This is a genomic window from Pseudoxanthomonas sp. JC1303 (assembly GCF_058448525.1).
Genome location: NZ_CP185958.1, coordinates 2,861,687 through 2,883,322, shown reverse-complemented (window position 1 = coordinate 2,883,322; position 21,636 = coordinate 2,861,687). Strand labels below are relative to the sequence as shown.

Annotated in this window: 16 protein-coding genes; 7 read left to right on the top strand and 9 right to left on the bottom strand. The window is 66.3% G+C overall.

Going from position 1 to position 21,636, the window contains the following annotated elements:
• Positions 1 to 48: 48 nt before the first annotated feature.
• Positions 49 to 2,106, bottom strand: coding sequence for a phosphocholine-specific phospholipase C (locus tag ACORQU_RS12925; RefSeq protein WP_491641526.1), 2,058 nt, complete (start codon positions 2,104 to 2,106; stop codon positions 49 to 51).
• Between the two features lie 170 nt (positions 2,107 to 2,276).
• On the opposite strand from ACORQU_RS12925, the gene ACORQU_RS12920 reads away from it, so the two are divergent.
• Positions 2,277 to 4,577, top strand: coding sequence for a TonB-dependent receptor family protein (locus ACORQU_RS12920; RefSeq protein WP_491641524.1), 2,301 nt, complete (start codon positions 2,277 to 2,279; stop codon positions 4,575 to 4,577).
• A 128-nt stretch (positions 4,578 to 4,705) separates the two neighbouring features.
• A complete protein-coding gene (gene tdh, locus ACORQU_RS12915; protein WP_491641523.1) occupies positions 4,706 to 5,740 on the top strand; it encodes an L-threonine 3-dehydrogenase in 1,035 nt (344 codons plus the stop codon).
• Between the two features lie 68 nt (positions 5,741 to 5,808).
• Here the strand turns inward: tdh and ACORQU_RS12910 are convergent, their stop codons facing one another.
• A complete protein-coding gene (locus ACORQU_RS12910; protein WP_491641522.1) occupies positions 5,809 to 6,522 on the bottom strand; it encodes a TorF family putative porin in 714 nt (237 codons plus the stop codon).
• A 391-nt stretch (positions 6,523 to 6,913) separates the two neighbouring features.
• Here ACORQU_RS12910 and kbl point away from each other — a divergent pair, with 391 nt between their 5' ends.
• The gene (gene kbl, locus ACORQU_RS12905) at positions 6,914 to 8,119 is read left to right on the top strand and encodes a glycine C-acetyltransferase (RefSeq protein ID WP_491641521.1); all 1,206 of its coding nucleotides are present in this window, start codon (positions 6,914 to 6,916) and stop codon (positions 8,117 to 8,119) included.
• A gap of 11 nt (positions 8,120 to 8,130) precedes the next feature.
• Positions 8,131 to 8,508 (top strand): HNH endonuclease, encoded by a 378-nt coding sequence (locus ACORQU_RS12900; protein ID WP_491641520.1) that lies wholly within the window; start codon positions 8,131 to 8,133, stop codon positions 8,506 to 8,508.
• On the opposite strand, the gene ACORQU_RS12895 is transcribed toward ACORQU_RS12900, so the two are convergent.
• From ACORQU_RS12895 to ACORQU_RS12885, 3 genes are all read right to left on the bottom strand, one after another.
• Complete coding sequence (locus tag ACORQU_RS12895; RefSeq protein WP_491641519.1) at positions 8,505 to 9,266, bottom strand: pseudouridine synthase; 762 nt, start codon at positions 9,264 to 9,266, stop codon at positions 8,505 to 8,507. The two genes, ACORQU_RS12900 and ACORQU_RS12895, sit on opposite strands and share 4 nt — an antisense overlap.
• Positions 9,267 to 9,311: 45 nt before the next feature.
• Positions 9,312 to 9,842 (bottom strand): hypothetical protein, encoded by a 531-nt coding sequence (locus tag ACORQU_RS12890; RefSeq protein ID WP_491641518.1) that lies wholly within the window; start codon positions 9,840 to 9,842, stop codon positions 9,312 to 9,314.
• Positions 9,843 to 10,066: 224 nt separating this feature from the next.
• A complete protein-coding gene (locus tag ACORQU_RS12885; RefSeq protein WP_491641517.1) occupies positions 10,067 to 11,146 on the bottom strand; it encodes an OmpA family protein in 1,080 nt (359 codons plus the stop codon).
• 363 nt (positions 11,147 to 11,509) lie between these two features.
• On the opposite strand from ACORQU_RS12885, the gene ACORQU_RS12880 reads away from it, so the two are divergent.
• Both ACORQU_RS12880 and ACORQU_RS12875 read left to right on the top strand, forming a co-directional pair.
• Positions 11,510 to 13,552, top strand: coding sequence for an oxidoreductase (locus ACORQU_RS12880; RefSeq protein WP_491641516.1), 2,043 nt, complete (start codon positions 11,510 to 11,512; stop codon positions 13,550 to 13,552).
• Positions 13,553 to 13,855: 303 nt separating this feature from the next.
• Positions 13,856 to 14,311: a cell wall hydrolase gene (locus ACORQU_RS12875; RefSeq protein ID WP_271644858.1), complete on the top strand. Its 456-nt coding sequence runs from the start codon at positions 13,856 to 13,858 to the stop codon at positions 14,309 to 14,311.
• Positions 14,312 to 14,393: 82 nt separating this feature from the next.
• On the opposite strand, the gene prpC is transcribed toward ACORQU_RS12875, so the two are convergent.
• Together prpC and prpB are read right to left on the bottom strand one after the other, a co-directional pair.
• Entirely contained in the window at positions 14,394 to 15,548 is a 1,155-nt protein-coding gene (prpC, locus tag ACORQU_RS12870) for a bifunctional 2-methylcitrate synthase/citrate synthase (RefSeq protein WP_491641515.1), read from the bottom strand.
• A 76-nt stretch (positions 15,549 to 15,624) separates the two neighbouring features.
• Positions 15,625 to 16,515: a methylisocitrate lyase gene (gene prpB, locus ACORQU_RS12865; protein WP_491641514.1), complete on the bottom strand. Its 891-nt coding sequence runs from the start codon at positions 16,513 to 16,515 to the stop codon at positions 15,625 to 15,627.
• A gap of 114 nt (positions 16,516 to 16,629) precedes the next feature.
• Between prpB and ACORQU_RS12860 the strand changes: the two genes are divergently transcribed.
• A complete protein-coding gene (locus ACORQU_RS12860) occupies positions 16,630 to 17,832 on the top strand; it encodes a citrate synthase family protein (RefSeq protein WP_491641512.1) in 1,203 nt (400 codons plus the stop codon).
• Positions 17,833 to 17,895: 63 nt separating this feature from the next.
• Here the strand turns inward: ACORQU_RS12860 and prpE are convergent, their stop codons facing one another.
• Both prpE and ACORQU_RS12850 read right to left on the bottom strand, forming a co-directional pair.
• Entirely contained in the window at positions 17,896 to 19,800 is a 1,905-nt protein-coding gene (gene prpE, locus ACORQU_RS12855; RefSeq protein ID WP_491641511.1) for a propionate--CoA ligase, read from the bottom strand.
• Positions 19,801 to 19,905: 105 nt separating this feature from the next.
• Entirely contained in the window at positions 19,906 to 21,537 is a 1,632-nt protein-coding gene (locus ACORQU_RS12850) for an acyl-CoA synthetase (protein WP_491641510.1), read from the bottom strand.
• Positions 21,538 to 21,636: the final 99 nt, after the last annotated feature.

The window sequence follows — 21,636 nt, the reverse complement described above, 5'->3', positions numbered from 1 at the left end:
CGTATTGTGACCGCCCTGCCGGCCCGGCGCGATGTGCCGACGTGGGCGTCAGCTGGCGCGTCCGATCGCCGGGTCGCTGCGGCTGGGGCGGCCGGTTTCCAGATGGCCGGCCAGGCGCCGACGGAAGGCCGCGCCGGGCTGGACCACTTCCAGGTCGTACCAGTGGTCGCTGTCGGCCAGGGCAAGGCGCAGGGTGTGCCGCTGGCCGGGTGCCAGATCGAGCGATTGCGGCGCGGGAGCCGCGTAGTCCAACGCGCGCACCTGCAGTTGGCAGGCCTCGCGGGTCGGGTTGGAGCACTGCAGCACCAGCGTCCCGCCGTCCTGCGTGGCTTCGACCTGCGGCGCGGCCTGCGCATCGCCGGCGAACTCGCGCAAAAAGCCATTGGGCCCATGGACCGTTAGCGCGTAGGCGCCGGACGGCAGCCCGTGTGGCGCGTCTTCCACCCGGCTGCGCGGCATCACCGTGTAGTACCACGGACCCGCATCGCTGCCGGGCGCGTAGACGTTGAATGCCGCAGCGGCATCGCCGTCGTTGATGAGGGTCAGGCGCAGGCCTTCATCGCCGTGGCGCGCGTGCACCTGTAGCGCGTAGGGCAGCGCGCGCGCCGGGCGCTGGCCCGGCTCCTGCTTCGGCTGCATTCCCGGCACCGGGACCACCGGCGCGGGCTGGATCGAAGCGGCCTGCATGCGCTGCAGGTAGTCGGCGGTGGACGGCAGCGCGGACAGGGCCGAATCGTCCGGCGTGGCGAAGTCGAACACGCTGGTCAGGTCGCCGGTCACCGCGCGCCGCCACGGGCTGATGTTCGGCTCGGCGACCCCGAAGCGCGTCTCCAGCAGGCGCAGCACCGAGGTGTGGTCGAACACCTGCGAGTTCACCCAGCCCCCGCGCGTCCACGGCGACACCACGGTCATCGGCACGCGGATGCCCAGGCCCACCGGCGTGCCCTGGTAACTCTCGCCCTGCGTGTCGACCTGGCTCACGCCCATGGTGGCGTCCAACGCCGGCTGCGGCGCCGGCACATGATCGAAGAAGCCGTCGTTCTCGTCGTAGTTGATGATCAGGCAGGTGCGCGCCCACACCTCGGGCACGGCGGTGAGCGCATCGAGGATGCGCGAGGCCAGCGATTCTCCGTGCGCCGGCGTGGCCTCGGGATGCTCGCTGTACGGATACGGCGCGACGATCCAGGACACCTGCGGCAGCTTGCCATTGCGCACATCGCTTGCGAACGCATCGACCAGATGCTGGGCGGTGGTCTGCGCCGCGTTTTCCGCGCTCGAACCGGCGACGATGGAACGCCCGCGCTGATACAGCGGATCGCGCACGTCCATCGCCCGGAAACGCGCGAACGATGACAGCGTGTTGTCGCCGTAGTTGTCGAACTCCTGATAGACGCGCCAATCGATCCCGGCTTCCTGCAGGCGCTCTGCATAGGTGGTCCAGCGCATGCCGGTGAAGCCCGGCTTGTCGCGCGCCATGTCGGCCGTCCAGTTGCCGTCATCGGCGTTGTCCACCGCCTGCGCGCCATCGTTGCCCACGCACAGTCCGCTGCTGCCGGAAAACAGGTACATGCGATTGGGATTGGTCGGCCCATGCATCGAGCAGAAATAGCCGTCGCACACGGTGAAGGCATCGGCTAGCGCGTGATAGAAGGGGATGTCCTGGCGCGTGAAGTGGCCCATGCTCATCGCACTCTTGTAGGGCACCCAGCAGTCGTAGTGCTGCCAGCGCGCCGCGTCCTGCCCGTGTGCACCTTTCCACGAATGATCCAGGCTCTTCATCAGCGCCGCGTTGGTGGCGCGCGCGTCCAGCCGGAACGGCAGGATGGCGTCGCCGTTGTCCTGGCGCTGCTGCCACACCGAAGTTCTCTCGCCCAGCATCAGCGGACGCGGATCGTCGAAGCCGCGGACCCCGCGCAGCGTACCGAAGTAGTGATCGAACGAGCGGTTCTCCTGCATCAGGATCACCACGTGCTCCATGTCGGCGATCGTGCCGCTGCGCACCTGTGCCGGCAGTGCCAGCGCGCGGCCGATGGAGGCCGGCAGCAGGCCAGCGGCGGTGAGTGCGGACAGGCGCTGGAGGAAATCACGACGCGACAGCGTGGACATGCAGGGACCTTGTGCGAACGGGAGAGCCAACCGCTTGGGCGCGGCGCGCTCGACGGTATACGTCAAGTAGATGGCAAGCGCACGACAGGTGACGCGGTCACCGTTGCGTCATCGCGCTTTCATGATGGCGTGACACCGTGCCGCCGCCTCCCCTACCAAGACTGTCGCCGATGTCATCTCCCAACCCTTCGCCGCGCCTTTCGGTGCTGGCGCTTGCCCTGCTCTGCCTTCTTCCCGCCATCGCACAGGCCGACGACACGCCTGTCGAGGACACGGCCGATACCGGGGCCACCCAGCTCGATGCCGTCTCCGTGGTCGCCCCCGGCAGTACCCGCCAGGTGCAGCGCATCAGCCAGCAGGACATCGAACGCCTGCCCGCCGGCAGCAGCGCGCTGAAGGCCATCGACAAGCTGCCCGGCGTGCAGTTCCAGTCGGCCGATGCCACCGGCGCCTACGAGTGGTCCACCTCGATCTACCTGCATGGCTTCGACCAGAGCCGGCTTGGCTTCACCCTGGATGGCGTGCCGCTGGGCAACATGAGCTATGGCGTCACCAACGGCCTGTCGATCACCCGCGCGATCCTGTCCGAGAACATCGCCTCGGTCGAACTGGCGCAGGGTGCCGGCGCCCTGGGCACCGCCTCCAACAGCAATCTCGGTGGCACGCTGCAGTTCTACTCGGCCGACCCGGACATGAGCTTCGGCGGGCGCGTGGCGCAGACCTTTGGTTCCGATGGCGCCCGTCGCACCTATGCCCGCCTGGATACCGGTGAACACAACGGGTTCTCCGCGTACCTGGCCTATGCCGATTCGGACATGGACAAGTGGAAAGGCGACGGCAGCCAGCGCTACGAACAGTTCAACGCCAAGGCGCTCTACACCTTCGGCGATGGCAATCGCATCAGCCTGTTCGTGGACAAGTCGCGCCGTAAGGAGCAGGACTACATGGACCTGTCGCTGACCAGCCAGAAGGCACTGGGCTGGAACTGGGACTACTTCAGTCCCGACTGGGCGACCGCCGCGCAGATGGCCAACGCCTACCAGTCCACCGGCACCTACAGCGGCGTGGCCAACGGCTATCCCGCCTCGCTGGCGGCACTGCCGGCCGACTACGACTGGCTGGACGCGGCGTATTACTGGGGCGCAGGCCTGCGCAACGACACCCTGGCCGCCTTGGCCGGCAGCTTCAACCTGGGTGGCGCCGCGACGCTGGATGTCACCGGCTACTACCATGGCGACCGCGGCGAAGGACAATGGGTCACGCCCTATGTCCCCTCCTCGGCCACCGTGCCGCTGTCCATGCGTACCACCGACTACGGGCTGGACCGCTTCGGCGCGACCGGCGCGCTGAAGTTCAGCATCGGCCAGCATGACCTTGAGCTCGGCGGCTGGGCGGAAAACGCGCAGAACACCCAGGAGCGCAATTACTTCACGCTCGATGCGCCGTTCACGTCGATCTACAACTTCTACGACGTCGGCACGCCGTTCTATCGCCAGTTCCTGCAGAAATATCAGACACACTCGCGCCTGTTCTACGCCCAGGACACGATGCACTTCATGGACGACCGCCTGACCGTCAACGTCGGCGCCAAAGCCGTGAGCACCACGGTCCGCGCACGCTCGCTGGTGACAAGCGCCAGCTACGCCCAGGGGGAAATGAAGGCCGACGACGGCTTCCTGCCGCAGGTCGGCGCCAGCTTCAAGCTGGATGATGCGCAGGACCTGTACGCGTCCTACAGCAAGAACATCGCCGCCTACGATTACAGCCCGTTCGCCACCAGCCAGGCGACCTTCGACAGCCTCAAGAACACGCTCAAGCCTGAGGAATCCAAGACCCTGCAGGCCGGCTGGCGCGCACATGGCGAGGGCTATGAGGCCTCGGTCGGCGCCTACTACACCCGCTTCTCCAACCGCCTGCTGACCATCTCGCCGTGCAGCGCGATCCAGACCTGTTCGGCGATCCTGAGCAACGTCGGCGAGGTGGACAGCACCGGCGTGGATCTGGCCCTGGTGTGGAAGCCGGCCGATGGACTGAGCTGGCTCAACACCGTGTCGTACAACAAGTCCGAGTACCAGGACGATTACCTCAACAACGGCGTGGTCGCCACCTCCGGCAAGCACGTGGTCGGCCTGCCGGAGCTGATGGCCTCCTCCAGCCTGTCCTGGCGAAAGGACGGCTGGCATGCCTCGATCGACGGCAAGTACACCGGCAAGCGCTACATCACCTACCTCAACGACTCCCAGGTGCCGGGCTACTGGCTGTTCAACGCCGGCGGCGGCTACGACTTCGGCCAGATTGGCATGCTGTCCAGCCTGGGCGTTTCGCTGAACGTGACCAACCTGGCCGACAAGCATTACTTCGCCACCACCGGCACGGGCGGCTATGTGGCCTCCGACCCGGACGGCTACAACCAGACCCTGATGGCCGGGGCGCCGCGCCAGCTGTTCCTGACAATCGACGCACGCTTCTGAGGCGCCTCCCACCGGCTGGCCCGACCCGGGCCAGCCGGGTCCGGCACCAGGAAGGTGTCGGGTGAAACGATTTGAACAGGCCGCCAGCCTATAATCGTCGCCTTCTTTGGCTTGGGTTCTCTCGCACCATGGCGGACACGATGAAGGCGCTGGTCAAGCGCGAAGCGGGCAAGGGCATCTGGCTGGAACAGGTGGCCAAGCCCACGCCCGGCCCCAACGAGGTGCTGGTCAAGCTGGAGAAGACCGCCATCTGCGGGACCGACCTGCACATCTACCTGTGGGACGAGTGGAGTCAGCGCACGATCAAGCCGGGCCTGACCATCGGCCACGAGTTCGTCGGCCGCATCGCCGAGCTGGGCTCGGCGGTAACTGGCTATGAGATCGGCCAGCGCGTGTCTGCCGAAGGCCACATCGTCTGCGGCCACTGCCGCAACTGCCGCGGCGGGCGACCGCACCTGTGCCCCAACACCGTCGGCATCGGTGTCAACGTCAACGGCGCCTTCGCCGAGTACATGGTCATGCCGGCCTCCAACCTGTGGCCGATCCCCGACCAGATCCCGTCCGAGCTGGCCGCGTTCTTCGACCCCTACGGCAACGCGGCGCATTGCGCGCTGGAGTTCGACGTGATCGGCGAGGACGTGCTGATCACCGGCGCCGGCCCGATCGGCATCATCGCCGCCGGCATCTGCAAGCACATCGGCGCGCGCAACGTGGTGGTCACCGACGTCAACGATTTCCGCCTCAAGCTGGCCGCCGACATGGGCGCCACCCGGGTGGTCAACGTGTCCAACACCTCGCTCAAGGAGGTGATGGGCGAACTGCACATGGAAGGCTTCGACGTCGGGCTTGAGATGAGCGGCAATCCGCGCGCCTTCAACGACATGCTCGAGTGCATGTACCACGGCGGCAAGATCGCCATGCTGGGGATCATGCCCAAGGGCGCCGGTTGCGACTGGGACAAGATCATCTTCAAGGGCCTGACCGTCCAGGGCATCTACGGCCGCAAGATGTACGAGACCTGGTACAAGATGACCCAGCTGGTGCTGAGCGGCTTCCCGCTGGGCAAGGTGCTGACCCACCAGTTGCCGATCGACGAGTTCCAGAAGGGCTTCGACCTGATGGAGGAAGGCAAGGCCGGCAAGGTCGTGCTGAGCTGGAACTGAGGTTCGTTCCCCTTAAAAAAAAGGCGCCCTGTCGGGCGCCTTTTTCATGTTGAAGCCGGCAACGTGCTTCAGTTGGCCACGGTCGCGCTGATCACCACCTTGTCGTCGGCGATCTCGCCATACGCGTCACGTCCATCCCCGTCGGTGCCGATGTAGGCGGCTGTCAGCGTGAGCGGGCCGAAGGACTTGCCGATGCTCACCGACCAATCCATGTAGTCCCGCCCGACCGTGCCATCCTCGAACTCGCTCTTGCCGACCGAGGCGCCCACGCTGAAATCCCTAGGCAACGGGTAGCTGGCGGCCGCCTGGTAATACCAGCCATCGGTATCGCTGTTGAACACGTTGTCCGTGTAGCCGACCAACAGGCTGTAGTTCTCCAGGAAGGTCACCTTGGTCAACAGTTCGTTGTAATTCAACGCACCAGCGCCCGGATAGTTGTAGCGGTTGATCATCACGTCCAGGTTGGCCCAGTCGGTGAGATCGGCGTTGTAGCCGATGAAGGCGTCGACCTCGTGGTCAGGATCGCCCTCGCCGAAGTCGACATTGGACGCCCAGGTCCCGACGTACAGGCCGAACGGCGCGCTGTAGGTCAGGCCTGCCTGGAAGGCCGGATCGACACCGGTCTGGGACAAACCGCGGAAACGGTAATCGGTGGTCGCGCTAAGCGACCATGACCAGGCCGATCCGGCTTCTTCCTCCGGAGCTTCCTGCGCCATTGCAACCATTGGCAGCGTCGCCAGGACGACGACGGCCACGACGAAACGCACGCTTGCTGCATTCATCTGACTCTCCTGCGTGGGTGGGGGAACAGCGCCTTACCAACACAACTGCAGTGAAGCGCGCCTGCGATGAGAACTGATCGGCGCTTTCACGGTTTTTTAACCGCAAGTTCTCTGGATATTGCGCCGCGCCCTCCGACGCCGTCAACCGATTTTTTGTTACGAATTCAACCGCATATACGTGCAACTTGACTGAAACGCCCCCGATCTCCTCACGAAGCAATCAGCCCTGCAGGGTCGCCCAGGCAGGATCGTTGGCATGGCGAGCGAAAGCGCACACCTCCCTCAAATCGTGCGCAACGCCTTGAGGCCTGTACTGGACAGCATGCGTGACCGATTTGGCTCGCAGCTGCCGCGTAAAATGCGGTCTCCCGTTCGCACACAGGCCTGACCGATGAATGATGCTTCCGCCCTCACCCACCGCTATATCGAGGAACTGGAAGGGATCCGGGACGCCGGCCTGTTCAAGTCCGAACGCATCATCACCGGGCCGCAGTCGGCGGAAATCACCCTGGCCGATGGCCGCACGGTGCTGAACTTCTGCGCCAACAACTACCTGGGGCTGGCCGACCACCCGGACATCATCGCCTCGGCCAAGGCCGCGCTGGATACGCATGGATTCGGCATGGCCTCGGTGCGCTTCATCTGCGGCACCCAGGACCTGCACAAGCAGTTGGAAGCCAAGATCGCCCACTTCTTCGGCAAGCAGGACACGATTCTGTATGCGGCCTGCTTCGACGCCAACGGCGGACTGTTCGAACCGCTGTTGAGCGAGGACGATGCGATCATTTCCGACGCGCTCAACCACGCCTCGATCATCGATGGCGTGCGCCTGTGCAAGGCCAAGCGCTTCCGCTATGCCAATTGCGACATGGCCGACCTCGAAGCCCAACTGCAGGCCGCCGATGCCGCCGGCTGCAGGACCAAGCTGATCACCACTGACGGTGTGTTCTCGATGGACGGTTTCATCGCCCCGCTCGACGAGATCACCACGCTGGCGAAAAAGTACAACGCGCTGGTCCACATCGACGAATGCCATGCCACCGGGTTTCTCGGCGACACCGGCCGTGGCTCGGCCGAGGTCAAGGGCGTGCTGGACAAGATCGACATCATCACCGGCACGCTGGGCAAAGCGATGGGCGGCGCGCTCGGCGGCTTCACCACGGCCAGCAGCGAAGTGATCGAACTGTTGCGCCAGCGCTCGCGCCCGTATCTGTTCTCCAACTCGCTGCCGCCGCACGTGGTGGCCGCCGGCATTACCGCCTTCGACATGCTCGATGCGGCCGGCGACCTGCGCACGCAGCTCAAGGAAAACACCACCTACTTCCGCGAGAAAATGACCGCCGCCGGCTTCGATGTGAAGCCCGGTGTGCACCCGATCAGCCCGGTGATGCTCTACGACGCCCCGCTGGCGCAGCGCTTCGCCGAGCGTCTGCTGGAAGAAGGCATCTACGCGATCGGCTTCTTCTTTCCGGTCGTGCCCAAGGGCCAGGCGCGCATCCGCACCCAGATCAGCGCGGCGCATACACGCGCTCACCTGGATCGGGCCATCGACGCTTTCACCCGCATCGGCCTCGAGTTGGGCGTCCTCAAGGGCTGAGTCCTGCCGGCATGCGCACCGTCCTGCGTCAACGCCTGCTGCTGGCCGCGCGGACCGATGCGCATGCCGTCATCAACGAAGAGGTCTGGACCACCCGTTGCCTGCATTGTCGGCGCGTTCTGCAGCTGCGTGCCGATGGAGAACCGCTTGGCGCGGCGACCCTGGAACACGTGGTGCCGCAAAGCTGGTTCGGCATGGCAAGCGCACGGGCGCTGACCGCCCGCGTCGGCGGCGATGCCGACGATCCGCGCAACCTCGCACTGGCGTGCGCGTCATGCAATCACGGCAAGGGCCACCGTCACGACGCCAATGGCCCGCAGGATGCGCGCGCGATCGAAGTGGTCACCGCGTTGCTGGACAAGCGCCTGCAGCGCTGGCGTGATGCCTAGCGGACGTCCGAAGGCGGCGCGAGCGCGCTGACTTCCTGCGCTGTCAGGTCCCGCCACGCGCCTTTCGCCAGCCCGCCCAGCGGCAACGTGCCGATCGCCACGCGCACCAGGCGCAGCGTCGCCAGATCCAAGGCCTCAAGCAGCCGGCGGATCTGGCGATTGCGGCCCTCGTCCAGGGTGATCTCCAGCCAGGCGTTGCGTGTTCCGGTGCGCAGCAGCGTGGCGCGGGCGGCGCGCAGCGGTTCGCCGTCGCTCAAGACTCCATGCGCCAGCCGGGCCAGCAGCGCGGCATCGGGAATCGCATCGATCTGCACGTGGTAAGTCTTGGACGGGCCGATCCCCGGATCGGTGATCGCGGCGGCCCATGCAGGGTCGTTGCTCATCAGCAACAGGCCCTCGCTGGCCTTGTCCAGGCGTCCGACCGGCGCCAGCCAAGGCAGGTCCACGCCCTCGAAGCAGCGGTAGATCGTTTCGCGCCCACGCTCGTCGGCCGCAGTCGTGATCAGGCCGCGTGGCTTGTTGAGCATCAGATAGCGGCGCTTGGCGCCTGCACCCGACAGACCGTCGACCTCGATGCGCGACTCGCCTGCGATCGTCGGAAATTCGGGATCCCGCACCACACGTCCGTCAACGCGCACGCGACCGGCTTCGATCCAGCGCGCCGCTTCGGTGCGCGAACACAGCCCCAGCTTGGAGAGTGCCCGCGCCAACCCGTGGCGCGGTGCGGCGCCCGGCAAGGGCCTGCGGCGCACGGTCATCCGTTCAAACCCAGCCCTATCGACCGCTGTGACGGACGGAGGTACTCAGTTCTTGCCCGCCGGCTCAGCCACGGCCGGCACCTGGCCCGCGGGTGCCGTGGAAGCCTCACCCGGCGCTGCCGGGGCGGGAACGGCCGCGGCTGGCTTGGCCTTGACCACGCGCACCCCACGCGCCTTCATCCAGGCATCGAACTCGTCGGCCGTCATGCGCTTGCCGTTCTGGTTCATGTCGAAACGCCAGGGCGAGTTGTCGAACTGCGTCTTGGGCTTGTAAGCCGCCGGATCGTTGGCCGAGGCCGCAGGCGTGGCCATGGCGGTCTCCCGGCAGCCGTCCAGCTTCATTCGCGTCAACACGCGGTCGACCGACTGTGACTCGTCATAGGACTGCGCCAGCACACCGCTTGGCGCGCCCAGACGCGTGGTGTTGGCGAACAGTTCCACCGCGACCGGCGGCAGGATCGTCGCCCGCTGCGGCAACGGCTGCGGACTGATCCCGCTGCAGCCGCCTGCTTGCTGGGCGTGTGCGAATGGGGCGACAACGAGCAGCGACAGGACGGCAAACGGAAGCACGCGCATGGAGGAAAAGTGTCTGGCAAAGAGGTGGCGCGAGTGTAGGCAGGCGTCCGCCCGGCAATCAACCGTTACGCGATGTTTTTCCTGCAAATACTTGAAATAAAAAGACTGAATACGCTCCGCCTTCCCGCCTGCTCCCGGAAACGCAGAAGCCCGGCACGAGGCCGGGCTTCTGCGAATTTCCCGAAGCGCCGCAGCAGGGCTGCGGCGCTCGGCGAGACGCCAGATTAGTTCTGGACGTTCAGCTCGGTGCGACGGTTCTTCGCACGGCCTTCGGCGGTCTCGTTGGTGTCGATCGGACGGCTCTCGCCATAGCCGATCGGGCCGACCAGACGCGAGGAGTCGATGCCGTTGCTGGTCAGGTAGTCGTACACAGCCTTGGCGCGACGCTCGGACAGCTTCTGGTTGTAGGCGTCGGTACCGACCGAGTCGGTGTGGCCGGCGACTTCAACGCGCAGGTCGGGGTAGCGCTGCAGGATCTGCACGGCCTCGGACAGGATCGCCACCGCGTCAGGACGCAGGGTCGACTTGTCGAAGTCGAAGTTCACACCCTTCAGGTCGATGGTGACCGGAGCCGGGCAGCCGTCCGGACCGATGGTCTGGCCAGCCTGCGAACCGGGGCACTTGTCGTCGCAGTTGTTGACGCCGTCACCGTCGTCATCCAGGTCCGCGCAGGTCTGGGCCGGCGGCGGCGGCGGCGGCGGCGGAGCGGCCTCAGCCTTGGTGCCCAGCGGGATGATCACGCCGACCGAGGCCAGCACGTCACCGAAGTAGGACTCGTCCGGAGCGTGGACGCTCTGGTCGTTGAAATCACCGCGGTAGGCGACTTCGGCACGCACGGCGACCTTGCTTTCGAAGGTGGTCTGCAGACCGACGCCGACCTTGGCGGCGAAGTTGCCGTCCTTCTCCTGGCCCGGAGAGTTCGGGCTCGGGAACGCGTCGTACTCTTCTTCCGAACGCTGGTAGCCCAAGCCCATCAGCACGTAGGGGTTCCAGCCGCGACCTTCCTGGATGAAGTGGCGACGCAGGTCGAACGAGATGCCGTACTGGCTCCAGTTCAGGTCCTGGTTGTCTTCGAAGTTGGGGTTCTGGTAGTTCAGCTCACCGTCCAGCGACCAGTTCGGGCTGATGAACTTGCCCAGGCCGATCGAAGCGAACGGCGCATCGTCCGTCGCGCGATCGTTGTCCTGCATGTTCCAGCCCACAGCGCCGGTCAGGTACCACCGGTCATCAAATTCCTGAGCCGCAGCGGCCTGCGCCACGCTCAGTCCGGCCAGCATCGCGGCGCAGAGAAGTTTCTTGTTCATTTGCGACTCCTTGAGAGATCAGAGATTTGAAAACCGAACTGCGTGGGAGCGGGAAAACCCGACCTGTTCTGCATTCCAGTTCCATGTTTGAACAGCGGTTGGGCCGTCAACATCCGGCGCACATTATGCAGGGACTCGTGAAGACCACGTTAACAGCTGCCTAACAAGTCTTCAGCGCTCCGTGCTGGGCGCGGGGCACGTTATACGGAGGCAGAGGCGCACAGAGCGTGAAATCCACGCCGCGAATTTGTATCCAAATCGTTCATTGGCCGCCGTTCAGGCATGGCACCGCACTGCTGACCCTTGCTCCACGAACGAGCTTGCGGCAAGGTGCGCGCACTTACCGTACGCAAGCGTATTGACATGCCGACCTCCGACGCGCCGGACACCCCTGTCGCCTATCCCCATCTGCTGGCGCCGCTGGATCTTGGCTTCACGCGGCTGCGCAACCGCGTGCTGATGGGCTCCATGCATACCGGCCTGGAAGATCGCGCCACGGACTTTCCCAAGCTGGCCGCCTATGTGGCCGAGCGCGCGCAGGGAGAGGTCGGGTTGATCGTCACCGGTGGTTTCGCGCCCAACATGGTCGGCTGGCTCAAGCCCTTCGGCGGCAAGCTGTCCTGGCCGTGGGAAGGCCGCCCGCACCGACAGGTCACCCAGGCCGCCCACGCACATGGCGCCAGGATCTGCCTGCAACTCCTGCACGCCGGTCGCTATGCCTACCATCCGCTGTCGGTCGCGCCCTCGGCGATCAAGGCCCCCATCAACCCGTTCAAGCCGCGCGGACTCAGCGCGCGGGGCGTGGAGCGGCAGATCGGCGCCTATGTTCATGCCGCGCGCATGGCCCGCGAGGCCGGCTATGACGGCGTGGAGGTCATGGGCTCGGAGGGCTACCTGATCAACCAGTTCACCGCCGCCCGCACCAACCAGCGCGACGACGCCTGGGGCGGCGATGCCGCGCGGCGCATGCGCTTTGCGGTGGAGATCGTGCGACGCGTACGCGAGGCCTGCGGCCCGGACTTCATCATCATCTATCGTCTGTCCCTGGTGGACCTGGTCGAAGGCGGCAATGCGTGGCCGGACATCGTCCAGCAGGCACGCGCGGTCGAGGCGGCGGGCGCCACCTTGATCAACTCCGGCATCGGTTGGCATGAGGCACGCATTCCCACGATCGTGACCTCGGTGCCGCGGGCGGCCTTCGCCGGTGTGACCGCCAAGCTCAGGCGCGAGGTCGCCGTGCCGGTCATCGCCACCAACCGGATCAATATGCCCCAGGTGGCCGAAGACATCCTGGCATCGGGTCAGGCCGACATGGTGTCCCTCGCGCGTCCGCTGCTTGCCGATCCGCACTGGGTCCGCAAGGCCCGCCAAGGCGACGCCAAACGAATCAACACGTGTATCGCCTGCAATCAGGCGTGCCTGGATCATGTGTTCCAGAACAAGCGCGCGAGCTGCCTGGTCAATCCTCGCGCCTGCGCCGAGACCGAACTGGTCTATCGCAAGACCGACGCCCCCCAGCGCGTGGCCGTTGTCGGCGCAGGCCCGGCGGGCCTGGCCTGCGCGACCGTCGCGGCGGAGCGTGGACACGCCGTCACCCTGTTTGAGGCCGGCGCCGAGATCGGTGGGCAGTTCAACTACGCCAAGCGCATCCCGGGCAAGGAAGAGTTCCACGAGACCCTGCGCTACTTCCGCCAGCGCCTGGACGACACCGGGGTCGCGCTGCGCCTGTCCACCCAGGCGGATCTGGCGATGCTACGCAGCTTCGATCACGTCGTGCTCGCAACGGGCATCACGCCACGCCAGGTGGAATTCCCCGGCGCCGACCATCCTCGTGTCGTCGGCTATGTGGATGTCCTGTCCGGACGCGCCGTGCCTGGCCGCCGCGTGGCCCTGATCGGGGCTGGCGGCATCGGCTTCGATGTGGCCGAGTATCTGGTCCAGGACGGCGCATCCCCGTCGACCGATCCTGCACGCTGGATGGCCGAATGGGGGGTGGACGCCCGCTTCGAGGCACCGGGCGGCCTGGTCGCTCCTCGCCCTGAGCCTGCCGCCCGCGAAGTGTGGCTGCTGCAGCGCTCTGCCGGTCGCCCCGGCGCGCGGCTGGGCAAGACGTCCGGCTGGGTGCACCGGGCCACGCTGAAGGCCAAGGGCGTGCACATGCTGGGTGGCGTGGAATACCTGCGCATGGATGACGGCGGGCTGCACATCCGCATCGACGATGTCGTGCAGGTGCTGCCTGCCGATACGGTCGTCGTCTGCGCAGGACAGGAGCCGCGGCGCGAGCTGGCAACGGCGCTGGAAGCGGCAGGCATGAAGATTCATCTGATTGGCGGCGCGGACGTCGCCGCGGAACTGGATGCCAAGCGCGCCATCGACCAGGCCAGCCGCCTCGCCGCGTCACTCTGAGCAGGCTTCGAGAGGCATTCCCCACGTCGAAAACGGCGCGCTACCACCCTGAATCGGGGGGTGAATGCAAGCCGTCATGTTCAGGTGAGGTTTCGAATTCGCCCCTTACCGTGCGCCAACTTTTTCGACCCGCCGCCCAGTTCAGGCGGGTTTGTCCGGTCTTTGCACTGATCCCCAGTGCAACCGGCACCGGGCAGCCCGCGAGACGGCTGCCTCCCCATGACGCCCAACCATGTCGTCAGCCGTCTTCCCTGGTGTACCGGGACGACAGCCCCGATGTGGCCAAACGGAGCAAGGAGTTCGATGAAACTGGCCTGGATTCTCTGGCTGTCGCATGTGTTGCCGCAGCCAGCCGCCGACTCGCTGTGCCTGTCGACGACGGTTTACCTGGAAGCCCGCGACCAGAGCCTGCGCGGGCAGGAAGCGGTTGCAGAGGTCGCGCTGCGGCGCCGCGACAGCGGCCTGTGGGGCGACTCGCTGTGCGATGTGGTCACCGCCCGGCATCAGTTCGCGCCGGGCATCGTGCCGGCCTCCACCCGCCTGCGGAACAATGGCGCGTGGGCCAGCTCGGTTCGAGTGGCGCTGGACTCGGAGCGCAACTGGGCATTGCCGCGCGGCACCCGGCGCGAGATCGTCCCCGGCGCCAGCCACTTCGCGGCGCACGCGATCGCCAACCCGACCTGGAGCAACTCCTACACGGTAGCGACCATCGGCGACCACACGTTCTATCGCGTGCAATCGCTCAAGCCCCGCTCCTGACGCAGGCGCGTATCACGCGCATGAGAAAGGCCGGCGATCGCCGGCCTTTTTCGTGACCCAAAACGCGCCTAGCTGCAGCGTCTCAGATACGTTTTTTTAATGGAACGAACTCCAGATCCTCTGGCCCGGTGTAGTTCGCGCTGGGGCGGATGATCTTGCCGTCGATGCGCTGCTCGATCACATGCGCGCTCCAGCCCGCGGTGCGCGCAATCACGAACAGCGGTGTGAACATTGCCGTGGGCACGCCCATCATGTGGTAGCTGACCGCACTGAACCAGTCCAGGTTGGGGAACATCTTCTTGATGTCCCACATCACCGACTCCAGGCGCTCGGCGATGTCGTACATCTTGGTGCTCGCCGCCTCCTCGGACAGCTCCCGGGCGACCTGCTTGATCACCTTGTTGCGCGGATCGCTGACCGTGTACACCGGATGGCCGAAGCCGATGACCACTTCCTTACGCTCCACGCGTGCCTTGATGTCGGCTTCGGCCTCGTCGGGCGTGTCATAGCGCTTCTGCACTTCGAAGGCCACCTCGTTGGCGCCGCCGTGCTTGGGCCCACGCAAGGCGCCGATACCGCCGGCGATCGCGCTGTACATGTCACTGCCGGTACCGGCAATGACGCGACAGGTGAAGGTCGAGGCATTGAACTCGTGCTCGGCATACAGAATCAGCGAGGTGTGCATCGCCTTGACCCAGGAATCCTGCGGCTTCTCGCCGTGCAGCAGATGCAGGAAGTGGCCACCGATGGAGTCATCGTCGGTTTCCACATCGATCGCGCGGCCGCTGTGGCTCCAGTGATACCAGTACAGCAGCATCGAGCCCAAACAGGCCATCAGCTTGTCGGCGATGTCGCGCGCGCCGGGATGGTTGTGGTCCTCCTTCTCCGGCGAGACGCAGCCCAGCACGGACACGCCGGTACGCATCACGTCCATGGGATGCGCCGAAGGCGGCAGCTCTTCCAGCGCCGCCTTCACCGCCGCCGGGATGCCGCGCAGCGATTTGAGCTTGGCCTTGTAGCCGCGCAGTTCGGCGGCGGTCGGCAGCTTGCCGTGCACCAGCAGGTAGGCGATCTCTTCGAACTCGCTGGTCGTGGCCAGGTCCAGGATGTCGTAGCCACGGTAATGCAGGTCGTTGCCGGTGCGGCCGACGGTGCACAGCGCGGTATTGCCCGCCGGCGTGCCCGACAGGGCGACTGACTTCTTGGGCTTGAAGCCGGGTGTGGTGGTCTCGCTCATGACGCTCACTCCTCTTGCATGCCTTTGGATGCGATGCGCGGCAGGACCGCGCGTCGCGGATTGCTCAAGCGTGGGCTCAGCCCGCCTTGTTCCTGGAGAACAGTGCGTCGAGCTTGTTTTCGAACGCGTGATAGCCGATGCGCTCGTAAAGCTCCTCACGCGTCTGCATCGTGTCGACCACCGCCTTCTGGTGACCGTCACGGCGGATGGTTTCGTAGACGTGTTCTGCGGCCTTGTTCATGGCGCGGAACGCGGACAGCGGATACAGCTGGATCGCCACCCCGACGCTGGCCAGTTCCTCGCGGGTGAACAGCGGGGTGGCGCCGAATTCGGTGATGTTGGCCAACACCGGCACCTTCACCGCCTCGACGAAGCGCTGGTAGGTGTCCAGGTCGTAGGAGGCTTCGGCAAAGATGCCATCGGCGCCAGCCTCCACGCAGGCGATGGCGCGCTCGATCGCCTTGTCCACGCCCTCGACCTGGATCGCGTCGGTGCGCGCTATCAGGAAGAAGTCCGGATCGGTCTTCGCATCGGCGGCGGCCTTGATGCGATCGACCATCTCGCTCTGGGACACGATCTCCTTGCCTGGACGATGGCCGCAGCGCTTGGCGCCGACCTGATCCTCGAGGTGGCAGGCCGCCGCGCCGGCCTTGATCAACGACTTGACCGTGCGCTCGATGTTGAACGCGCTGGCGCCGAAGCCGGTGTCGATATCCACCATCAGCGGCAGATCGCAGACATCGGTGATGCGACGGGTGTCGATGAGGACGTCTTCGAGCGTGTTGATGCCCAGATCCGGCATGCCCAGCGAACCTGCCGCCACGCCGCCGCCGGACAGGTAGATCGCCTTGTAGCCGGCGCGCTGGGCCAGCAGCGCATGGTTGGCGTTGATCGCACCGATCACCTGCAGCGGGGACTCGGCGGCCAGGGCGGCACGGAAGCGGGCGCCGGCACTTGGGGAGGCCATGACATCACTCCTTATCAATAAGCGAGCCCGACCCGGACGGTCGCTCGCAGGACGAGGCGCAATCTGGCACCCTGCGAAGCATTGATCAATCTTGATCGATCAAATCAATAGATCATGCCTCACGACCTGATTTCCGCCCGGCAGGCCTGTGCCCTGCTGGGCATCAGCCCGGCGACGCTCTACGCCTATGTCAGCCGTGGCCTGCTGGAGTCGCGCCCTGGCGCGGACCACCGCAGCCGCATGTATCGACGCGCCCAGGTCGAACGGCTGGCGCAGAACAAGCGCGCCGGGCGCGGGGCGGCTCGCGGGGCCGCACAGAGCCTGGACCGCGGCCTGCCCGTGCTGGAGACCCGGATCTCGCTGATCCAGCCCGATGGTCCGTATTACCGCGGCCGTTCGGCGGTCGCGGCGGTGCGCGACGGCGCCACGCTGGAGGACACCGCGCGCCTGCTGTGGGACTGCGGCACGCAGGACCCGTTCGCCAGCACGCCTGCGCTGTGGCCGGACACCATCACCCGGGTGGCCCTGGACGACGCACTGCCGCCACTGGAGCGCACATTGGCCTGCATCCCCCTGCTGGCGCTGGAGACGCGCGGCTCGTTCAACCTCGCCATGCCGGTCCGGCACGAGGCCGCCGCCCTGCTCCTGCGCCAGAACGCGGCGCTGCTGGTCGCCCGCCCACCCGACGCCACGCCGGTCCACGCACAGCTGGCCGGCCACTGGGTACCTGGTAGCGCCGCCTTCGCCGAGCTGGTGCGCGCGGCGCTGGTGCTGTGCGCCGATCACGAACTGAACGTCTCGGCCTTCGCCGCGCGCGTGGTCGCCTCCACCGGGGCACCGTTGCATGCCACGGTCTGCACCGGCCTGGCCGCGTTGTCCGGACCGCGTCACGGCGGTGCGACCGCGCGCGCCTATGCCGTGCTGGAAGCCGGCGCCGATGCGCTGGCCACCCGCTGGAACCGTGGCGACGACGTGCCCGGCTTCGGCCATGCGCTGTATCCGCATGGGGACCCACGCGCCGCCGAACTGCTGGCCATGCTGCGCCTTGCGGTGGGCGACACCCCGCGCATGCGCGAGGTCGAACGGGTGATCGCCTGCGCCGAAGACGTCAGCGGGCTGAGTCCCAACGTGGATCTGATGCTGGCCACGCTGTGTTACGCCTTCGAGCTGCCCGCCACGCCGGCGCTGGTCACCTTCGCCAGCGGCCGCCTGGCCGGCTGGTTGGCCCATGCGCTGGAACAGCAGACGCTGGGCAAGTTGATCCGCCCGCGCGCGCAGTACACCGGCCTGCCGCCGGCGGCGGCACCGACGGGCTGAGCGTCAGCCAGCGCGCATCGGCCCCGCTGCGCCGACGGTGCATGACAGATCGCCAACAGGCGCTCAGGCCCCGGCGTCGGGACCGCGATCCAGCGCACGGCGCACTTCGTCCAGCGCGTTGGGATCATCCAGGGTGGACAGGTCGCCCGGATCGTCGCCCTGTGCCAGGGCCTGGATGGAACGCCGCAGCAGCTTGCCCGAACGGGTTTTTGGCAGGGCGCCGACGATGTAGACCCGCGCCGGGCGCGCCACCGCGCCCAGATCCGTTTCCACGATCCTGCGCATGCCATCGGCGGCGCTGTTGCGCGCGGCGGTTTCCTCAGTGGCCTGGCGCAGGGTGGCGAACACGATCGGCACCTGGCCTTTGACCTCATCGGCGACACCGACTACGGCCGCCTCGGCCACCGCGCCGAAGCCGGACACCGACTCCTCGATCTCCCGCGTGCCCAGGCGATGGCCGGCCACGTTGATGACATCGTCGGTGCGCCCAAGAATGAAGGTGTAGCCGTCCTCATCGCGGATGGCCCAGTCCAGCGAGCTGTAGAGCAGTTCCTTGAAATGACTGAAGTAGCTGTCGAGGAACCGCTGGTCGTCGTTCCAGATCGTGCTCATGCAACCCGGCGGCAGCGGCGGCTCGATCACCAGCACGCCCTTCTGGTTGGGCGCGACTTCCTCACCGGACGCCTCGTCGATGACCTTCATCCGGTAGCCGAGATTCGGGAAGCCCGGCGAACCAAAGCGCACCGGCTTCATGTCCACGCCCGGCAGCACGCACAGCGCCGGCCAGCCGGTCTCGGTCTGCCAGTAATTGTCGATCACCGGCTTGCGCAGCGCATCGTTGATCCAGTGCGCAGTGGGCTCGTCCAGCGGCTCGCCGGCGAGGAACAGGTACTTGAGTTCGGACAGGTCGTGGCGACGGATGAAGTCGATGTCGTGCTTCTTCAGCACACGGATCGCCGTCGGCGAGGAGAACATCGTGCGCACGCCGTACTGCTCGCACAGCGCCCACCAGATGCCCGCATCGGGATGGATGGGCAGGCCTTCGTACAGCAGCGAGGTGCAGCCCCCGATCAGCGGCCCGTACACGTTGTACGAATGCCCCACCGCCCAGCCCACGTCCGAGGTCGAGAACATCACCTGCCCCGGCGCGCAGTCGAAGACTGTGCGCATCGACTGCGCCATGGCCACCGCGTAGCCACCGACATCGCGCTGCACGCCCTTGGGCTTGCCAGTGGTGCCCGAGGTATAGAGCAGGTAGCTGGGCTCATTGGATTCCAGCCATTCCACCGGCACCTGCGCATCGCCCACCTGCGCGCGCAGCGTGGCGTAGTCCTCGTCGCGCCCAGGCACTTTCGGCTCGGCCGGATCGAGATCGCGCGAAACGATCAATACCTTGGGCGGGGCGAACCGCGCTTCGGCGCAGGCCGCATCGATCATCGGCTTGTAAGGAATCACCTTGCCGCCGCGCATGCCGGCATCGGCGGCGATCAGCAGCTTGGGCTTGGCATCGTCGATGCGCAGGGCCAGGTTATGCGCGGCAAATCCGCCGAAGACCACCGAATGCACGGCACCGATGCGGGCGCAGGCCAGCATCGCGAAGACCGCCTCGGCCATGTTCGGCATGTACACCACCACGCGATCGCCGCGCGCCACGCCCAACTGCTGCAGGACTGCGGCAAAGGCGTTGACCTCGACATGCAGCTGTCGATAGGTGATCTCGCGGGTGATGTCGGTTTCGGTGGAGACCGCCACCAGCGCCAGCTGGTCGGCACGCGTTTCCAGGTGCCGATCCACCGCGTTGTAGCAGAGGTTGGTCTGCCCGCCGACGAACCATTTACGGAACGGCGGATTCGAATAATCCAGGACCTTCTGCGGCGGCACATGCCAGTGGATCGCCTTGGCTTCCTCGCCCCAGAACGCTTCGGGTTCCTCAATGGAACGACGGTAAACCGCTTCGTACGACGTCATGACCGTCCCTCCCAGAACCGGTGCCGCCGAGCATAGAGGCCGGGTGCCAGGCGCACCTTTGGACAAAGGTCGAAGCTGCACTGCGGCGCAAAGCGGCCGGGCGCGTCAGCCGTCGAGGTCCCTGGCACGGTCGCGCAGGACGAACTTCTGCACCTTGCCGGTGGCCGTGCGTGGCAAGGCGCCGAAGACAAAGGCGCGAGGCATCTTGAACCCCGCCAGATGGGCCCTGCAGTGCTCGCGCAAAGTATCGGCGTCCAGCGCCGCGCCGCCTTCCTTGAGTTCGACGAAGGCACACGGCGTCTCGCCCCACTTCTCATCCGGCCGCGCCACCACGGCGGCGGCCATGACGGCCGGATGCCGGCACAGCGCGTCCTCGACTTCGATCGAGGAAATGTTTTCGCCACCGGAGATGATCACGTCCTTGGCGCGATCACGGATCCTGGCGTAGCCATCGGGGTCGACCACGGCCAGGTCACCGGTATGGAACCAGCCCCCTTCGAAGGCCCGCCGCGTGGCATCGGGATTCTTCAGGTAGCCCTTCATCGTCAGGTTGCCGCGATACATGATCTCGCCGATGGTCGTCCCGTCCCACGGCACCGGCGCCAGCGTGTCCGGGTCGAGCACCTGCATGTCCTCCTGCAGCAGGCAGGCCACGCCTTGTCGGCTGTTGCGCTCGGCACGCTGGCCGACCTCCAGCGCATCCCATTCCTGCCGCGGGATGCACAAGGACGCCGGGCCGTAGACCTCGGTCAGGCCATAGACATGGGTGATGTGGAACCCCATGCGCTCCATGCCCTCGATCACCGCGACCGGTGGCGCCGCACCGGCGACCTGCGCCTGCACCCCGCGCAAGCCTGCCTTCCATTCGTCCGGCGCGGCGACCAAGGCGCTGTGCACGATCGGCGCGCCGCAGAAGTGGGTGACGCAGTGCTCGCGCATCAGTTCGAACACGCGCCTTGGATCGAACCTGCGCAGGCAGACCTGGGTCCCGGCCACGGCCGCCATCGTCCACGGGAAACACCAGCCGTTGCAGTGGAACATCGGCAACGTCCACAGGTAAACCGGATGCTGCGGCATCGACCAGTCGATGATGTTGGCGATGGCATTCAAGTACGCCCCACGATGGTGGTAGACCACGCCTTTGGGATCGCCGGTGGTCCCGGAGGTGTAATTGAGCGAGATGGCCTCCCACTCGTCTTGCGGCAGGCACATCTCGAAGTCGGGATCGCCCGCCGCAAGGAACGCCTCGTACTCGATTTCGCCGAGCAGCACGCCGGTCGTCACCTCCGCGTCGTCCACGTCGATCACGCGGGGGCGGTGCTTGCACAACGCGAGCGCCTGTTCGATCACCGGCGAGAACTCGCGATCGGTGAACAAGACCTTGGCCTCGGCATGATCGAGCATGAAGGCCAGCGTGGCCGCATCCAGGCGCGTATTGAGCGTGTTGAGCACCGCGCCCAGCATCGCGGGGCCGTAGTGCAGTTCGAACATCGCCGGTGTGTTGGGCAACATGGCTGCCACCGTGTCGCCCTGGCCAATGCCCCACGCTTGCAAGGCCGACGCCAGGCGTCGACAGCGCGCGTCTTCCTCGCCCCAGCTCAGGCGCCGCGCACCATGGATCAGCGCGACGCGCTGCGGATGCACCAGCGCCGCCTTGCGCAGGAAACTCAGCGGCGACAGGGCGGTGAAATTGGCCGGATTCCGCTCCAGCCCGGACGTATAGGCCTGCTGCGACATCGGGGCCCTCCCGGTGCCCATGCGAAGGCCGCCAGCGTAGCGAGGGGGCTCCATGCGCGCGGCCCGACCTTGGTCGAAGCCGGTACAGGCAAAGACAAA

What these genes read in the sequence shown, in the direction of transcription:
- ACORQU_RS12925 (WP_491641526.1), bottom strand. Translation starts at nt 2,106, where the DNA reads ATGTCCACGCTGTCGCGTCGTGATTTCCTCCAGCGCCTGTCCGCACTC.
- ACORQU_RS12920 (WP_491641524.1), top strand. Translation starts at nt 2,277, where the DNA reads ATGTCATCTCCCAACCCTTCGCCGCGCCTTTCGGTGCTGGCGCTTGCC.
- tdh (WP_491641523.1), top strand. Translation starts at nt 4,706, where the DNA reads ATGGCGGACACGATGAAGGCGCTGGTCAAGCGCGAAGCGGGCAAGGGC.
- ACORQU_RS12910 (WP_491641522.1), bottom strand. Translation starts at nt 6,522, where the DNA reads ATGAATGCAGCAAGCGTGCGTTTCGTCGTGGCCGTCGTCGTCCTGGCG.
- kbl (WP_491641521.1), top strand. Translation starts at nt 6,914, where the DNA reads ATGAATGATGCTTCCGCCCTCACCCACCGCTATATCGAGGAACTGGAA.
- ACORQU_RS12900 (WP_491641520.1), top strand. Translation starts at nt 8,131, where the DNA reads ATGCGCACCGTCCTGCGTCAACGCCTGCTGCTGGCCGCGCGGACCGAT.
- ACORQU_RS12895 (WP_491641519.1), bottom strand. Translation starts at nt 9,266, where the DNA reads ATGACCGTGCGCCGCAGGCCCTTGCCGGGCGCCGCACCGCGCCACGGG.
- ACORQU_RS12890 (WP_491641518.1), bottom strand. Translation starts at nt 9,842, where the DNA reads ATGCGCGTGCTTCCGTTTGCCGTCCTGTCGCTGCTCGTTGTCGCCCCA.
- ACORQU_RS12885 (WP_491641517.1), bottom strand. Translation starts at nt 11,146, where the DNA reads ATGAACAAGAAACTTCTCTGCGCCGCGATGCTGGCCGGACTGAGCGTG.
- ACORQU_RS12880 (WP_491641516.1), top strand. Translation starts at nt 11,510, where the DNA reads ATGCCGACCTCCGACGCGCCGGACACCCCTGTCGCCTATCCCCATCTG.
- ACORQU_RS12875 (WP_271644858.1), top strand. Translation starts at nt 13,856, where the DNA reads ATGAAACTGGCCTGGATTCTCTGGCTGTCGCATGTGTTGCCGCAGCCA.
- prpC (WP_491641515.1), bottom strand. Translation starts at nt 15,548, where the DNA reads ATGAGCGAGACCACCACACCCGGCTTCAAGCCCAAGAAGTCAGTCGCC.
- prpB (WP_491641514.1), bottom strand. Translation starts at nt 16,515, where the DNA reads ATGGCCTCCCCAAGTGCCGGCGCCCGCTTCCGTGCCGCCCTGGCCGCC.
- ACORQU_RS12860 (WP_491641512.1), top strand. Translation starts at nt 16,630, where the DNA reads ATGCCTCACGACCTGATTTCCGCCCGGCAGGCCTGTGCCCTGCTGGGC.
- prpE (WP_491641511.1), bottom strand. Translation starts at nt 19,800, where the DNA reads ATGACGTCGTACGAAGCGGTTTACCGTCGTTCCATTGAGGAACCCGAA.
- ACORQU_RS12850 (WP_491641510.1), bottom strand. Translation starts at nt 21,537, where the DNA reads ATGTCGCAGCAGGCCTATACGTCCGGGCTGGAGCGGAATCCGGCCAAT.